Genomic DNA, 15,835 nt, shown 5'->3' on the forward strand with positions numbered 1-15,835 from the left:
AGGAGCACGACATGACCTTCGACGCCATCGGAATCGCCGGGACGGGGCTGAACCTGCACCGCCACTGGCTGGACGCTATCTCCGACAACCTGGCCAACATCAACACCGCGAAGCCGACCAACGGCGCTGCGTTCCAGGCACGCTACGTGGTCGCGCAGGAGGGCGAAGGCGTCTCCGGCGTCTACGTCGCCGGCGCCGCCCTCGGAAGCGCCGAGGGACGCATGGTCTACGAGCCGGACAATCCTGTCGCCGACGAGAAGGGGTACGTGCGGTACCCCGACATCGACCTGTCCGAGCAGATGGGCTCGCTGATCATGGCGCAGCGCGGCTACCAGGCCAACGCGGCCGTCGTCGACCGCGCCAAGGAGACCTACCAGGCGGCGCTCCAGATCGGGAGGAACTGATGCCCATTCCCGCGATCGGAGCGCTCTCCGGCATCGACGCCACCGCCGGGGTCTCAGCGACCCAGCAGACCGGCGGCACCGGGGGAGCCGCCTTCGGCAACGCCCTCACCGGGGCGATCGACGACCTGCAGGGCCTGCAGGGCACGAGCGACCGCCTGGCGATCCAGGCCGTCACCGGCAACCTCGACGACATCCATAACGCGACGCTCGCATCCACGCGCGCCCAGGTCACCCTGGAGCTCGTCGCCGGCGTCCGGAACAAGGCGGTCGACGCCTTCAACGAGATCATGCGGATGCAGGCCTGATGCCTCAGCAGGTGACCAGCTTCTTCCGGCGGATCGGCGACTCGATCCGCGGATTCTCCGTGGCCCAGCGGGTGATCGCCCTCATCGGTGTCGCGGTCGTCGCGCTCGGCGCGACGGGTCTCGCCCTGTGGGCGTCGCAGCCGTCGTACACGCCGCTGTTCTCCGGCGTCGCGGCGTCGGACGCCTCCGCGATCGTCGACCAGCTGCGCACGGACGGGGTGCCGTACCAGCTCACGGACGGCGGCTCGACCATCCTGGTCCCGCAGGAGAAGGTCTACGACGAACGGCTCAAGGCCGCTTCGGCGGGCCTCCCGGCCTCCACCACCGGCGGGTACTCGCTGCTCGACAAGATGGGCGTGACCTCGTCCGAGTTCCAGCAGAACGTCACCTACAAGCGCGCGATGGAGGGGGAGCTCGGCAACACCATCGCCGCCATGAAGGGCGTCAAGGCGGCGTCGGTGCGCCTCGCCATCCCGGAGGAGACGGTCTTCGCGTCCGAGAAGAAGGACCCGACCGCCTCGGTGTTCGTGGAGACGCAGAGCGGGGTGACCCTCAGCGCCGACCAGGTGCAGGCCATCGTGCACCTGACCAGCGCGGCCGTTCCGGGCATGAAGCCGACGGACGTCGCCGTGGTGGATGCCGACGGCACGGTGCTCAGCACGGTCGGCGGGGGCGCGACCGGGGGAGCGGACAAGCAGGCCAGCGACTATGAGACCCGCGTGAAGTCCGCAGTTCAGGAGATGCTCGACAAGGTCGTGGGCCCGGGAAACGCGACCGTCGCCGTCGCCGCCGATGTGAGCACCGAGAGCGCCCAGCGCACGGAGGAGTCATACACGGCCCCGACGGATGCGCCGTCACTCAGCGAGACGACCCAGAAGGAGACCTATACGGGCTCCGGCGGCAGCAACGCCGGGGTGCTCGGGCCCGACAACATCGCGGTCCCGAACGGCACCAACGGCAACGGCACCTTCAACTCTGAGTCGAGCACGAAGGACAACGCGGTCGACAAGGTCACCGAGCAGCGGACCATCCCGGCCGGTGCCATCAACCGGCAGACCGTCTCCGTCGCCCTGAACTCGGACGCCGTGGGGGATGTCAGCGCCAACGAGATCCGCAACCTGGTCAACGCGGCCGCCGGCATCGACGTGAAGCGCGGCGACGCGGTCAGCGTCGAGATGGTGCCGTTCAGCAAGACCGGTGCGACCGAGGCGGCCAAGGCGCTGCAGGAGGCCAAGGATGCCGCTGCGGCCGACCAGCTCAGCAGCATCATCCGGACCTCCGTCATCGCAGCGGCGATCGTCGCCGCGGCCATCATCGCGTTCCTCCTGTTCCGCCGCGGCCGGCGCCGAGCGGCCGAGACGGCGGCGCTCGCCGAAGACGCCGACACGCTGGCCCTCGACGCCGCGGCCTTCCCGATCGCGCTGGAGCAGGCCGCGCCGACGGTGCCGATGCAGCTCGACCCGCTTCCCGACCCGACGCCCGACCCGGCCGAGGTGGAGGCCGACCGCCGTCGCGCCGAGATCGAGGCACTCGCCGAGCGCGACCCGCAGCGCACGGCGGAGTTCCTCCGCAGCCTCATGGATGACAGGGCGGGCGTATGAGCACCGCTCTGACCGGCGCGCAGAAGGTCGCGGTCGTGCTGATGAACATGGATCAGCAGCGCGCGGCCCAGGTGATGAAGCAGTTCTCCGACGAGGAGGCCGACGAGATCACCGCCGAGATCCTGCGGCTGCGCCGAGTGGATCCGGGGGTCGCCGAGAAGGCGCTCAACGAGTTCCACGACCTGGCGACCCGCGGTGCGGTGACCACGCGCGGTGGGCGGGACATCGCGGTCGGACTGCTGGAGGCGTCGTTCGGCGCCGAACGGGCGACCGGCGTGCTCAACAGGGTCGCATCCAATCTGGCCGGGAAGCAGTTCGAGTTCCTCGACGCGGTGGAGCCGGCGCAGGTGCAGATGCTGCTCGCCGGGGAGCTGCCGCAGACCAGCGCGCTCGTGCTCGCGCACCTGCGGGCCGATCACGCGTCCCGCGTGCTCGCCGGGCTGGATGACACGGCGCGCACCGAGGTCGCCCACGCCATCGCCACGATGGGATCGCCCAGTCCCGACGCCGTGCGGGTCGTCGCCGAGACGCTCAAGCAGCGGGCCAGCGCGGTCGTGTCGTCGCGTGCGGCGTCCGACGCCGTCGGGGGAGTGCAGCCGCTCGTCGACATCATCAACCGCTCCGATGCGGCCACCGAGAAGGCCCTGCTGGAGGCTCTGGAGCAGCGCGACCCGCAGCTCGCCGAAGAGGTCCGGTCGCGGATGCTCACCTTCGACGACATCGTCCGGCTCGAGTCGCGCGACGTTCAGCAGGTGCTGCGCGGCGTCGACGCCGCCGTTCTGGCGGTCGCGATGAAGGGCGCGTCGGAGGCGGTCAGCGAGGTCATCACCACCAACCTGTCGGAGCGCAACCGCGAGATCCTCGAGGACGAGGTGCGCATCCTCGGCCCGGTGCGCGTCTCGCAGGTGGAGGACGCCCGCGCCGAGATCGTCCGGGCGATCCGCGACCTGGAGGCGACCGGCGCGATCACCGTGCAGCGCGGGGACGAGGACGCATATGTCGAATGACGCCGCCGTCGCGCGCGACTTCGCTCCGCTGACCGTCCCGGTGCTGGCCGAGACGGAGCACGAGCGCGCCGCCATGACGTCCGCCCGTTCCCGCGGCTACGCGGCCGGCTTCGCCGAGGGGCGCCGGGCGGCCGCACGCGAGCAGGCGGAGTGGGTCGACCGGGCGGACGCCGCACGTGCCGCCGAGTCGGCGGAGGCCGCCGAACAGGTCGCGGTGCTCGCGCGGGCGCTGCGCACGGCGGCCGTCGAGCTGCGGGAGGCGACCGTTCCGGTGCTCGCTGACGCCGAGTCCGCGCTGGTGGATGCGGCGTTCGAGCTGGCGACGGCCGTCGTCGGTGTCGCGCTGAAGGACCGGGTCACCGCCGCCCGCGCTGCCGTCGGACGTGTGCTGTCCGCAGCGCCGGGCGGTGTCGTGCCGGTGGTCCGCCTCCATCCAGATGACGTCGCCGCCCTCCGCGCGGCCGGGGCGGGGGAGGACCTGCAACTGATCGCCGACCCGACGCTCGCGCCGGGCGACGCCATCGGCGAGCTCCCGCACGGCTGGCTGGATGCGCGCATCCACGCCGCGCTCGACCGGGCGAAGGAGGCCCTGTCGTGAGCGCGGTGCTGAGCCCGGTCATCGGCGGTCGCTGGGATGCGGCCGTGGCGGCCGCACAGGTCGAGACCGTCGGCCGGGTCAGCGCCGTGGTGGGTCTCGGCGCCGAACTCGAGGGCGTTCCCGCCGCCATCGGCGACGTCGTGGTCATCGGGGACGAACCCGGGGTGCACGCCGAGGTCGTGGCGACGACCGCCGACCGCGTCCGCGTGATGCCGTACGGCCCGTTGACCGGTGTGGCCGCCGGTGCCCCCGCACGCGCCGTGCGCGCCCCGCTGCTCGTCCCGACCGGGCGGGGGATGCTCGGCCGCGTCATCGACGCGCTCGGCCGCCCCGTCGATGGCCGCGGGCCGATCGAGGCGGACGGCTTCGTCGCGCTGGGCAACCGCGCACCCGACGCGATGCGCCGCGCGCGCATCCTGCAGCCCATCGGTCTGGGCGTCCGCGTGCTCGACACGATGGTGACCACCGGCCGCGGCCAGCGCCTGGGCCTGTTCGCCGGCTCCGGCGTCGGCAAGTCGTCGCTGCTCTCGATGATCGCGCGGGGGACCGACGCCCAGGTGTCGGTCATCGCGCTGGTGGGGGAGCGCGGGCGCGAGGTGCGCGAGTTCCTCGAAGACGACCTCGGCCCCGAAGGCCTCGCACGCTCGGTCGTGGTCGTGGCGACCTCCGACGAACCGGCCGTCATGCGCCTGCGCGCGGCGTTCGCGGCGACCCGCATCGCCGAGGCGTTCCGCGACGAGGGCGCCGACGTCGTGCTGATGATGGACTCCCTGACCCGTGTCGCCATGGCGCAGCGCGAGATCGGCCTCTCGGCCGGAGAGCCGCCCGCGACGCGGGGCTACCCGCCGTCGACGTTCTCGCTGCTCGCGCAACTGCTCGAACGGGCGGGAACCGGCGAGACCGGCTCGATCACGGGCCTGTACACCGTGCTCGTGGACGGCGACGACCACAACGAGCCGGTCGCCGACGCGGCGCGCTCCATCCTCGACGGTCACGTCGTGCTCGACCGCAGGCTCTCGGTGGTCGGGCACTTCCCGTCGGTGGATGTGCTGGGCTCGGTCTCCCGGCTCGCCTCACGCGTGACGACCGCCGAGCAGCGCGCGGCGGCGATCGCCCTGCGCAGCGTGCTGGCCGCCAGGGTCGCGGCGCAGGACCTGCTCGACGTCGGCGCCTACAAGCCGGGGACCAATCCGAAGGTGGATGCGGCGGTCGCCAACGCCGACGCCATCGACGCGTTCCTGCGCCAGGGAATCGGCGAACCGGCCCCGTCGGCGGAGTCGTGGGCCCGGTTGCAGGCACTCATCGGGATGCTGGGAGGCGTGTGATGGCACGAGCATTCGCACTGGCCGGTCTGCTGCGGCTTCGGCAGATCGAGAAGGAGCACGCCGCGAGCGACCTCGCCGCGGCCAACGCCCTCCGGCGGGATGCGGGGGAGCGGCAGGCGCGCGCCATCGCCGCGCTGCACGCCGTGCCCGCGGAGGCGACCGATGCGGGGACGCTCTTCGCCATGGCGGCCGCGCGCGCATCCAGCCGCAGCATGCTCGCCGACCTGTCGGCGCTCGCCGCGGAACGCGAAGCCGAGGCGGCCGCAGCTCAGGAGGCGTTCACCGAGGCCAAGAAGCGCGCGGTCGGGCTGGAGAAGCTGGAGAACCGCCACCGCGCCGAGGTCGTCGCCGGCGAACTGAGCGCCGAGCAGTCGGCCATCGACGAGATGGCCACCGGCGCGTGGCAGCGCGCGCGAGAAGGGGGAGACGCATGACCGTCACGGACGCCATCGGGCGCATCGCGCAGATCCAGGCGACGCTGGTGCAGCTGGAGAACCCGGCGAAGACGGCGGCTGCCGGGTCGGCATCGTCCGCTTCCGGAACGTCGGGGGCGTCGGCAACGTCGGCCACGGACTTCGCTGCTGCGCTGTCCGGCGCGCTCGGTGCGACGAGCGGCACCGGGTCGCCGACGGGCGCCGATGTCGTCGCCGACGCCAAGAAGTACCTCGGCGTCCCCTACGTCTTCGGCGGCACCAGCGCCTCCGGGCTCGACTGCTCCGGGCTGGTGCAGCGCGTGTTCAAGGACCTCGGCATCGACGTGCCGCGCCTCGTCTCCGGACAGTCGACCGTCGGCACCGAGGTGCCGTCGCTCGCTCAGGCGCAGCCGGGCGACCTCATCGTCACCAACGGCGGCGAGCACATCGTCATCTACGCGGGAGACGGCAAGGTCATCCACGCTCCGAGCGAAGGGCGCAACGTCAGCCTGGTGGACAACTGGATGAGCGACTCCGACATCGTCACGATCCGGCGGGTGGTTCCGCAGGCGGCGCCGGCGAGTGCGGCTCCGGCCGCGGCGCTGGCGGGGCTCGGTGGCTCTGCGTCGTCGGCGTCGTCCGCGTCGTCCGCTCAGGCGGACATGATGCGCTCGCTGTTCGCGTCACTCGTGCAGGGAGGATCCCTGTGAGCCCGGCCACGGTCACGTCCGCGCCGCCCGCTGCGCCGGCCACGGGCGCCCGGTCCGGATCCGGCGCGACCAAGGGTTCGGGCGATGCGTTCGACGCCTTCCTGCAGGGCGCGGTGGATGCCACCCCGCGGGATGCGCACGGCGGATCGCGGCCGAAGCCGGCGCGCGAGCACGACCGGAGTGTGGACAAGCCGGATGCGGCGGGGGCCGCCGCCGCGCGAGACACTGCTCGACCGGCGCAGACCGCGGGCGAGGACGGCCAGAAGGACGCTGTCGCCGAGACGGACGGCCCGTCAGCGGGTGCCGCAACGACCGGCACGGAGACTCCGTCATCGTCGCCGACCGCACTGACGCAGGCCGCCACCACGGTTCCGGGTCTCCCGGCCGCGACGACGGATGCCGCAACGTCCCCCGTCGTGACCGCGGCCGCCGCATTCACACCGGCCGCCGCATCCCCGATCGCCGCCACCCCGACCGTCGGTGGCCCATCCGTCGGGGCGCCTTCCGCTGTGGCCCAGACCGTCGACGCGCCGGCCGCCGCGCCTCAATCCGCCGCGCCGACGCCCCCGGTCCCCGCCGCCCCGGCCTCGACTAGCGACATCACGTCACCACTCGACCCGAATTGGGGCACCGAGTCACCGCTCGTGGCGGCCGTCGCGGTCGCGAACGCGGGGGAGAGCGGAGAGGCGGGTGCTCGTTCGCGGCCGGGCCGCGGCACGAGCGGCCCCGCTGCCGCCTCGCGCGTGGATTCGGGCGAGGCTGGTGCTGCCCCGGCTCCGACAACGGGGACCGGCGGAGCGGCGACCGCGCCCGCGGCACCGGCGGCAGGTGCCCAGGCCGCAGCCGTTCCGACGACGCCTCCCCTTTCCCCGCAGACCGCGGCCGTCGGAGCGTCGGCCGAGGCTGCGCCGTCCGCAGCCGCGGCGCCCACCGCATCCACTCGTCCCGAGTCGCCGAAGGCCGACCCGATCGCCGCACCGACGGCCGCCCCGCAGCCGCTGCCCGGTCTCGACCGCGCTCCGATCGCGCAACCGGTCGCCGCCCCCGCTCCCGCTGCCCCCGCACCGCAGGCCACGCTGGGCGCGCAGCTCGCTCGCCCGGTGTTCACGCTCGCGGCGGCCGGCGCCGGCGAGCACGTCATGACCGTGCACGTCACCCCGGACGCACTCGGGCCGGTGACGGTCCGTGCGCACGTCGGCGGCGAGGGCGTCCGCGTCGAGTTGTTCGCGCCGACGGATGCCGGGCGGGATGCGCTTCGCGCCATCCTCCCGGACCTGCGCCGTGACCTCGGCGGCGCGGGCCTCACCGGGACGCTCGACCTGTCGTCCCAGAACCAGCCGGCGCCACAGCACGACGCTCCAGGCGGCGGTCGTCACGGCGTACCCGAGGGACGCCTGGCCGCACCACGGGCCTCCTCCGAGGGCGTCGCATCCCCCCGATCCACCCTGTCCGCGCCCGCGGACGGGTCCGCTCACACCATCGACCTGATCGTCTAGAAGGGAGCCACCGTGGCCGTCGACCCCATCACCGGAGCAGACACCGCCTCCACGGGCGGCATCTACTCCACCCCGCCGACGCGGACGCCGAAGCAGTCGCTCGACAGCGAGGCCTTCATGCAGCTGCTGGTCACCCAGCTCCGCAACCAGGACCCCAGCTCGCCGATGGACACCAACCAGATGATCGCCCAGACGACGCAGCTGGCCATGATGGAGAAGCTCACCAACATGGACACGACCGCGCAGGAGGGCTTCGCCCTCCAGATGCGGCAGGCCGCGGCCGCGCTCATCGGTCACACCGTGAGCTACCTCGACAAGAACGGCGACACCCAGACCGGGCTCGCCTCGTCCGTCTCCTACGCCGGCGCCGTCCCGATCGTCACCGTCGGCGATCAGAAGCTCGCCCTCGACGCCATCCTCGGCGTGGTCACCCCAGCCCCAGCCGGCTCGGGCTCCACGACGCCGACCGCCTGACCTCACGCACCTTCCTCAGAAAGGAAACGCCATGCTCCGCTCGCTCTACTCCGGAATCTCCGGCCTCCGCTCGCACCAGACCATGCTGGATGTGACGGGCAACAACATCGCCAACGTCAACACGACCGCATTCAAGTCGTCCGCCGTGCAGTTCCAGGACACCCTGTCGCAACTGGTGCAGGGCGCCGGTGCGCCGCAGGGCCAGACCGGTGGAACGAACCCGGCCCAGATCGGCCTCGGCGTTCTCGTCGCGGGCATCTCCACGAACTTCACGCAGGGCGCCGCCCAGGCGACGGGTCGCTCCACCGACATCATGATCAACGGCGACGGCTTCTTCGTCATGAAGGTCGGCGGCGAGACGGTCTACACGCGCGCCGGGTCGCTCGATCCCGACGCGCTGGGCCGTCTGGTCGGTCCGGGCGGTGCCATCCTGCAGGGGTGGAATGCCGTCAACGGCGTCATCCAGCAGGGCGGCGCGCTGAGTGACATCACCATCCCGCTGAAGGCGGTCACCCCCGCCGCGGCCACGACGACCTCGAACGTCACCGGGAACCTGCCCTCCGACGCCGCGGTCGGCGACCAGCTGGTGCGCGACATCTCCGTGTACGACGCCAACGGCACCGCCCGCAAGCTCACCCTCACCTTCACCAAGACCGGCACCGGCTGGGATGTGGCGGGCGCCGACGCCGCGGGAGCGACAGGAAACAGCACGCTCACCTTCACCAACGGCGTCCTCACCGGCGGCGGCGCGCTCACCGTCGGCGGCGTCGCGGTCAACCTCAGCGCGGTCACCGGGTACTCCGGCATCACCACGGTCGCCTTCAAGGACCAGAACGGCCGTGCGGCGGGAACCCTCGAGTCGTTCACCCTCGACAAGGACGGCACCATCACCGGCCTCTTCTCGAACGGCGACAAGCAGGCCGTCGGCCGCATCGCGCTCGCCACGTTCGTGAACCCGGGCGGCCTCGAGAAGGGCGGCGGGTCCACCTACCGCGCCACCGTCAACTCGGGCGCGGCCCAGCTCGGCGGCCCGGGCGAGGACGGCCTGGGCCAGCTGCAGGGCGGCTCGCTCGAGATGTCGAACGTCGACCTCTCGCAGGAGTTCACCAACCTGATCGTCGCGCAGCGCGGCTTCCAGGCGAACGCCCGCATCATCACGACCTCCGACGAGGTGCTGCAGGAGCTCACCAACCTCAAGCGCTGACCGCGTCGAAACGGAGGGGATCCGGCGCACGATCGGCCGCATCCCCTCCGTTTCGTGCATCCGGTCCTGACCCTCGCTGCCCCACTGCGATTAATACAGCGTTTGCTTTACTATCGGTGTCATGACGATCGTCGCTCCTGCCGCCACCGTCACACACACGGCTGCACTGGCCCGTTTCGGCCATGCGCTCTCGGACCCGACGCGAGTCGGCATCCTTCTCGCGTTGCGTGAGGCCCCGGCGTTTCCCTCCGACCTCGCCGAGGCGCTCGGCGTCTCTCGGCAGGTCATGTCGAATCAACTCGCGTGTCTGCGCGGGTGCGGGTTGGTCGAGGCCATCCCGGAAGGGCGGCGCACCTGGTATCGGCTGGCTGACGGGCACATCGCGCCCGCCCTGCAGGAACTGCTTCGGGTGACGCTGTTCGTCGAGCCCGGATGCTGCGCCGGCGAGGAGTGTCACTGCGCATGACCGCAACCGTCTCCGTTGACCGCGCCACCCTCCTGCAGCGCCGGATCCGCTGGATCGTCGGCGCGACGATCGGCTACAACCTGCTCGAGGCCGTCGTCGCGATCGCCGCGGGCAGCGCCGCCTCGTCCTCCGCCCTGATCGGATTCGGACTGGACTCGACGATCGAAGTCCTCTCCGCCGCGGCGGTCGCCTGGCAGTTCACCCGCCGAGACCCGGAACGCTGGGAGAAGCCCACCCTGCGGGTGATAGCGGTCGCGTTCTTCGCCCTCGCCGCCTACGTCACGGTCAGTGCGATCGTGACCCTGGTCGCTCACGTCGAGGTCCATCATTCGCCGGTCGGAATCGTCCTCACCGCGCTGAGCGTGGTCGTCATGCCGTTCCTGTCGTTCGCGGAACGTCGCGCCGGTCGCGAGCTGGGATCCGCGACCGCCGTCGCCGACTCCAAGCAGACGCTGATCTGCACCTACCTGTCGGTCGCCGTCCTCCTCGGACTCCTGCTGAACAGCCTGTTCGGCTGGTGGTGGGCCGACCCGCTCGCCAGTCTCGTCATTGCGGTCTTCGCCGTTCGTGAGGGCGTCGAAGCCTGGAAAGGCGATGCCTGCGCGACGTCCGTCGGAATGCTGCTCGACGACGACCACGAGGACGAACACCACCTCTAGCCGCTGACGCGCCTGCGTCGCCTGTTTTCCGCTGCCGCGGCGCCGCGCCGTAGGCTCGTCGGGTGCCCATCGTCCACGAGCTGGCGCCCACGCTGCTGGGCGTCGCCGTGCTTGCGCTCGTCGCGGTCGGGGTGCTCGCCGCTTACGGCGTGCCGCACCGCTGGGCGCCGGCCCTCGCGATCCTCCGCGGCGCCGCGCAGCTCGCCGTCATCAGCGTGGTGCTCGCCGGCGTCATCACCGACCCGCTGTGGGTGGCGCTCGCCCTGCTCGTCATGTTCTCGGTTGCGGCCGCGACGGCGACGCGACGGATCGGATGGTCGTCGGAGCACGCCGTCATGATGGCGACGGCCATGGCGGTCGGCGTCGTCGTGTCGTTCTCGGTGGTGTTCCTCACGGGCGCCATCGAGTTCAGTGCGCGCTACGCGCTCGCGATCGGCGGCATCGTGATCGGCAACTCGATGAGCATCGCCACGCTGGCCGGACGTCGATTCACCGAGGCGGTCGGCGACCACTGGGACGAGGTGGAGGGATGGCTCGCGCTGGGCGCGACGCCCCGGCAGTCGACGCTGGAGCTTGCACGCAACGCCGTCTATTCGGCCCTGATCCCGTCCGTCGACCAGACGAAGACGACCGGACTCGTCACGCTTCCCGGCGCCTTCGTCGGAGCGATCTTCGGTGGGGTGTCGCCGCTCGAGGCCGGCCGGTTCCAGGTCGTCGTGCTCGCGGCGATCATGGCGGCGGGAGCTCTCACGGCGGTGATCGTCTCGGCGTGGCTCGCGCCGGTGCGCGTCCGCCCCGCCGCTCTTCGCTGACCCGACACCGCGGCACTCGGCGCGCGTTCGGACCGCTCCTGCGACGATCGCCGTTCCAACGTTATAAAGTCACACCAGGACGCCGAGAGGGGAGCGTGCATGGCCGCGACGATGCAGGATGTGAGCGTGCTCGCCGGAGTGTCGGTGAAGACCGTCTCCAACGTGATCAACGACCACCCGCACGTCCGTGAGCAGACACGTCGCAAGGTCCTGGATGCGATCGACGTGCTCGGCTACCGCCCCAACTTCCTGGCGCGTGGGCTCCGGTCCGGGCGGACCAACGTGATCTCGCTGATGATCCCGAACCTGCGCAACGCGTACTTCGCCGAACTGGCGGACGCGGTGATGATGGCGGCGTCCGAGCGGGGGCTGGCCGTGCTGATCGAGCAGTACGGACTCGACCGCGGGCAGGAGATCGGGGCTCTGCGGCATCCACACGCCCAGACGGTCGACGGCGTGCTGCACAGCGTTCTCGCCCTCGACCAGAGCGACGTCGACCTGCTCGCGGAGCTGGGCACGCCAGTGGTGCTGCTGGGAGACCGCAACGTGGATGTGCCGCGCGACCACGTGATCATCGCCAACACCGAGGGAGTCCGGGCGGCGACGGAGCATCTGCTGTCCTCCGGCCGCCGGCGGATCGTCGCGTTCGGCGCGCATCCCGCCGCCGTCGTCGGCTCGGCCGCCCTGCGCCTCGAGGGGTACCGTCAGGCGCTCGACGCCGCGGGCCTCCCGTTCGATGAGACGCTCGTGGTGCCGGTCGATCCCTGGCACCGGCGCAACGGGGCCGACGCGATGCGCGAACTGCTCGCCACCGGGATGCGGTTCGACGGTGTCGTCGCGTTCAACGACGCCATCGCGCTCGGGGCGCTCCGCGCGCTGCAGGAGGCCGGACGACGGGTCCCGGAGGACGTGGCCGTCATCGGCTTCGACGACATCGAGGAGACGGAGTACTCCATCCCGAGCCTGTCGACGATCGACCCGGACCGGGAGCGGATCGCCCGCACGGCCGTCGACCTGCTGGTGCGGAGGATCGAGCACCCGGACGAGCCGTTCGTCCCGGAGCGACTGCCGATGCCGTTCCGCCTGGTCGAACGCGAGTCCACGGCGTCCTGACCACGCCGTTTGACACGGTCACATTCCGTTCTGCATCATGGTTCTACATCGTTATTCTCTAACGTTGTAGACAGCGGTGTCGGCGCGCGAAGGGCTCCCGACGACGAAGGTCTGCACAGCGGCAGAGACTCGAAAACAGGAGACCCTTTTGTCTGAGACCCGCATCGCCCTCGACCGCACCGCGCGCGTCGCCACCGTCAACCGCCGCATCTTCGGCTCGTTCGTCGAGCACCTGGGGCGCTGCGTCTACGACGGCATCTACGAGCCGGGGCACCCGACCGCCAACGAGGACGGCTTCCGTCTCGACGTCGTGGAGCTCGTCCGCGAGCTCGGCTCGACGACGATCCGCTACCCGGGCGGCAACTTCGTCTCCGGCTTCCGCTGGGAGGACTCGGTCGGCCCGCGCGACAAGCGCCCGGTGCGGCGCGACCTCGCCTGGCACTCGCTGGAGTCCAACCAGGTCGGACTCGACGAGTTCTCGCGCTGGCTGAAGCTCACCGACTCGGAGCTGATGCTCGCGGTGAACCTCGGCACCCGCGGGATCCAGGCCGCGCTCGACCTGCTCGAGTACGCCAATCACCCGTCGGGGACGGCGCTCAGCGATCAGCGCATCGCGAACGGCACGCCGGAGCCGCACGACATCCGGATGTGGTGCCTGGGCAACGAGATGGATGGGCCCTGGCAGACCGGTTACATGACCGCCGACGACTACGGCAAGCTCGCCGCCCGCACCGCAGCCGCGATGAAGATGGCCGACAAGGACCTCGAGCTCGTGGTCTGCGGCTCCTCCGGCTCGGGGATGCCGACCTTCGGCGAGTGGGAGCGCGTCGTTCTCGAGCACTCCTACGAGCACGTCGACTACGTGTCGGCGCACGCGTACTACCAGGAGCGCGGCGGCGACCTCGGCTCCTTCCTCGCCTCCTCGGTGGACATGCAGTACTTCATCGACACGGTCGTCTCGACGGCCGATCACGTCGGCTACCGGCTCAAGAGCAAGAAGAAGATCCAGATCTCGTTCGACGAGTGGAACATCTGGTACCTCGACGAGCACAAGGAGTCGGAGGAGGTCAACGACGAGTGGCGGTACGCCCCGCGGCAGCTGGAGGACGTCTACTCGGCGGCCGACGCCGTCGTGCTCGGCAACCTGCTGATCACTCTGCTGAAGAACCACGACCGGGTGACCAGCGCCTCCCTCGCCCAGCTGGTGAACGTGATCGCGCCGATCATGACCGAGCCGGGCGGCGACGCCTGGCGCCAGACCACGTTCTTCCCGTTCTCGGTGACCAGCCGGCTGGCCCGCGGCGAGGTGCTGCGCCCGCGCATCGAGACCGGCTCGTACGAGACCGCCGTCTACGGCGAGGCGGACCTGGTGGATGCGGTGGCCACCTTCGACGAGGCCGACGGCTCGGCCGCGCTCTTCGTCGTGAACCGGAGCCTCACCGAGACGCAGACCGTCCGGGTGGACGTGCGCGACCTCGGCGTCTCCTCGGTGCGCGAGGCCGTGTCCCTGTGGGATGAGGACGTGTACGCCAAGAACACTCTGCACGATCAGAACCGCGTGGGCCTGCGCCCGACGCCCACCGCATCCCTCGACGACGGCGTGCTCACGCTCGAGCTGCCTCCCGTCTCGTGGACGGGCGTCTCGCTCGGCTAGAGCAGGGTCGTCCCCAGCATCCGGTGGCCGATGGCGATGGACTCGCCATCGACCGCCGATAGGGGCGAGGTGAGGAAGGCGACCAGGTCGGCGATCTGGTCCGGAGACGATTCCCCGCCCCGCCCCGGTGCGACCTGGGCGTCGGGGGTCTCGGTGACGAGGCCCGGGTTGATCACGTTGACGGCGACGCCCGTGCCGGCCAGCTCGTCGGCGAGGTTCTTCGCGATGAGGATGGTGGATGCATTGCGCACCACGGCGGTGATGTTTCCGCTGATGTAGGCGTTCTGGCCGCTGATCGCGACGATCCGGCCGAAGCCGGCCTCCCGCATCGCGGGGATCACCGCGCGAGCGACCCGGAGGAACGACAGCGCCTTGCCGTCGATCGCGCTCAGGATCTGCTCGGGGTCGGAACTGCGGGCGGGGTCGAGGGTCTGCGCCGGCGGCGCGGCCGTCACGACCAGGCCGTCGATGCGTCCGTGGCGCTCCAGCACGGTGTCGATGCCGCGGCGCACGGACTCCTCGTCCGAGGCGTCCAGCGTGACTCCCTCGGAGGCGTTGCGGGAAGCGACGACCACGGTCGCGCCCTCAGCGCGGAGGCGGTCGGCTACCGCAGAGCCGATGAAGCCGGTGCCGCCGACGACGAGGACGACGCGATTCTCAAGCTGAAGATCCATACCCGTCCCAACCCCGTCGAGTCCACAAAAATTGCACGGCTGAGCCGTGGTTTCTGTGCAGTTTGTGCGTACTCGACGGTGGGTGGAGGGCGTCAGCGGGAGGCGGCGGGGGCCGTGGTGGGCGCGGGCGACTGCAGCGCCTGGGGGATGAGCTTGCGGATGGCGTCCGGCTGCGACGACAGCACCACCACATCCACCCGGCGGTTCTGCGCCAGGTCCGAGTCGGTCGTGCCGGTGTGCCCGGCGACCGGACGCGCCGAGCCGAAACTGACCGCGGCGATGCGCTCCTGCGGGAAGCCGTTCACCTCGACCAGGTGCCGGAGCACGCTGGTCGCTCGGCCCGCGGAGAGCTCCCAGTTGGTCGGATACGGTGCTCCGGGTTGCCGCAGGTCGGCGTGGCCCTCCACCGAGACCTCGTACGCTTCAGGAGCGAGCACCGGTCCAATGTCGTTCAGAACGGACACAGCGCGCGGGCTGAGCTCCGCGCGGTTCGAGTCGAAGAACGTCGAGTTGCCGACCAGGCCGATCGTGAGGCCGCGCTCGTCGATCTTCAGTTCCACCGCATCCTGCAGGCCGTCACGCGTGAGGGCGGCCTGGATGAGGTCCTTCAGGTGCTGCAGGTTCTGCGCCTCCTGCTGGGCAAGGGCGAAGTCGGTCGACTTGCCGGACTCGTCGACGTGCTTGGGCGGCACCACGACCCCGGATGCGGTGTCGACCTTCTGGGTCTTCACCTGCCCGAAGCCGGTCGCCAGCGAGTCCTTCAGCTGCTCGAATTTCTTCGCATCCACCGTCGACATGGCGAAGAGCACGATGAACATGCACATGAGCACGGTGACCATGTCCATGTAGGAGGCCATCCAGCGCTCCTCGTTCTCGTGCTCCTCCGGCTCCTCGTGTCTCTTCCGACGGCGGGCCGACAT

The 15,835-nt window shown here is 71.1% G+C and carries 18 protein-coding genes; 16 read left to right on the forward strand and 2 right to left on the reverse strand.

From position 1 onward, the window contains the following. The first annotated feature begins 11 nt into the window (after positions 1–11). The 16 genes from BLR91_RS18330 (at position 12) to arfA (ending at position 14,241) form a co-directional block, all read left to right on the forward strand. Positions 12–404, forward strand: a complete 393-nt coding sequence (locus BLR91_RS18330) for a flagellar basal body rod protein FlgC (RefSeq protein WP_020076224.1) — start codon at positions 12–14, stop codon at positions 402–404. Next, on the forward strand, positions 404–709 hold the full coding sequence (gene fliE / locus BLR91_RS18335) for a flagellar hook-basal body complex protein FliE (protein WP_018188966.1): 306 nt from the start codon (positions 404–406) through the stop codon (positions 707–709). The genes BLR91_RS18330 and fliE overlap by 1 nt, the downstream gene beginning before the upstream one ends. After that, positions 709–2,310 (forward strand): flagellar basal-body MS-ring/collar protein FliF, encoded by a 1,602-nt coding sequence (gene fliF / locus BLR91_RS18340; RefSeq protein WP_020076226.1) that lies wholly within the window; start codon positions 709–711, stop codon positions 2,308–2,310. Before fliE ends, fliF begins: the two co-directional genes overlap by 1 nt. Beyond that, entirely contained in the window at positions 2,307–3,317 is a 1,011-nt protein-coding gene (gene fliG, locus BLR91_RS18345) for a flagellar motor switch protein FliG (protein WP_018188964.1), read from the forward strand. Before fliF ends, fliG begins: the two co-directional genes overlap by 4 nt. Continuing rightward, a complete protein-coding gene (locus BLR91_RS18350; protein ID WP_089879278.1) occupies positions 3,307–3,915 on the forward strand; it encodes a FliH/SctL family protein in 609 nt (202 codons plus the stop codon). Before fliG ends, BLR91_RS18350 begins: the two co-directional genes overlap by 11 nt. Then, complete coding sequence (locus tag BLR91_RS18355) at positions 3,912–5,240, forward strand: FliI/YscN family ATPase (protein ID WP_089879274.1); 1,329 nt, start codon at positions 3,912–3,914, stop codon at positions 5,238–5,240. Before BLR91_RS18350 ends, BLR91_RS18355 begins: the two co-directional genes overlap by 4 nt. After that, positions 5,240–5,674, forward strand: a complete 435-nt coding sequence (locus tag BLR91_RS18360) for a hypothetical protein (protein WP_018188961.1) — start codon at positions 5,240–5,242, stop codon at positions 5,672–5,674. Before BLR91_RS18355 ends, BLR91_RS18360 begins: the two co-directional genes overlap by 1 nt. After that, positions 5,671–6,363 (forward strand): C40 family peptidase, encoded by a 693-nt coding sequence (locus tag BLR91_RS18365; RefSeq protein ID WP_089879271.1) that lies wholly within the window; start codon positions 5,671–5,673, stop codon positions 6,361–6,363. The genes BLR91_RS18360 and BLR91_RS18365 overlap by 4 nt, the downstream gene beginning before the upstream one ends. Beyond that, the gene (locus BLR91_RS18370; protein ID WP_089879268.1) at positions 6,360–7,859 is read left to right on the forward strand and encodes a flagellar hook-length control protein FliK; all 1,500 of its coding nucleotides are present in this window, start codon (positions 6,360–6,362) and stop codon (positions 7,857–7,859) included. Before BLR91_RS18365 ends, BLR91_RS18370 begins: the two co-directional genes overlap by 4 nt. A 12-nt stretch (positions 7,860–7,871) precedes the next feature. Further along, positions 7,872–8,333, forward strand: a complete 462-nt coding sequence (locus BLR91_RS18375; RefSeq protein ID WP_020076233.1) for a flagellar hook assembly protein FlgD — start codon at positions 7,872–7,874, stop codon at positions 8,331–8,333. A gap of 31 nt (positions 8,334–8,364) precedes the next feature. After that, entirely contained in the window at positions 8,365–9,537 is a 1,173-nt protein-coding gene (locus BLR91_RS18380; protein WP_089879265.1) for a flagellar hook protein FlgE, read from the forward strand. Positions 9,538–9,658: 121 nt separating this feature from the next. After that, a complete protein-coding gene (locus tag BLR91_RS18385; RefSeq protein ID WP_089879263.1) occupies positions 9,659–10,003 on the forward strand; it encodes an ArsR/SmtB family transcription factor in 345 nt (114 codons plus the stop codon). Further along, the gene (locus tag BLR91_RS18390; RefSeq protein ID WP_089879259.1) at positions 10,000–10,662 is read left to right on the forward strand and encodes a cation transporter; all 663 of its coding nucleotides are present in this window, start codon (positions 10,000–10,002) and stop codon (positions 10,660–10,662) included. Before BLR91_RS18385 ends, BLR91_RS18390 begins: the two co-directional genes overlap by 4 nt. Positions 10,663–10,724: 62 nt before the next feature. Further along, the gene (locus BLR91_RS18395; protein WP_020076236.1) at positions 10,725–11,474 is read left to right on the forward strand and encodes an ABC transporter permease; all 750 of its coding nucleotides are present in this window, start codon (positions 10,725–10,727) and stop codon (positions 11,472–11,474) included. Between the two features lie 99 nt (positions 11,475–11,573). Continuing rightward, positions 11,574–12,587: a LacI family DNA-binding transcriptional regulator gene (locus BLR91_RS18400; RefSeq protein ID WP_089879255.1), complete on the forward strand. Its 1,014-nt coding sequence runs from the start codon at positions 11,574–11,576 to the stop codon at positions 12,585–12,587. A gap of 148 nt (positions 12,588–12,735) precedes the next feature. After that, a complete protein-coding gene (gene arfA, locus BLR91_RS18405; RefSeq protein WP_020076238.1) occupies positions 12,736–14,241 on the forward strand; it encodes an arabinosylfuranosidase ArfA in 1,506 nt (501 codons plus the stop codon). On the opposite strand, the gene BLR91_RS18410 is transcribed toward arfA, so the two are convergent. Further along, complete coding sequence (locus BLR91_RS18410; RefSeq protein ID WP_020076239.1) at positions 14,238–14,915, reverse strand: SDR family NAD(P)-dependent oxidoreductase; 678 nt, start codon at positions 14,913–14,915, stop codon at positions 14,238–14,240. The two genes, arfA and BLR91_RS18410, sit on opposite strands and share 4 nt — an antisense overlap. Positions 14,916–15,007: 92 nt before the next feature. After that, positions 15,008–15,835, reverse strand: a complete 828-nt coding sequence (locus tag BLR91_RS18415) for an OmpA/MotB family protein (RefSeq protein WP_020076240.1) — start codon at positions 15,833–15,835, stop codon at positions 15,008–15,010.

The organism is Leifsonia sp. 466MF (genome assembly GCF_900100265.1).
In the GTDB taxonomy this organism is placed as follows: domain Bacteria; phylum Actinomycetota; class Actinomycetes; order Actinomycetales; family Microbacteriaceae; genus Leifsonia.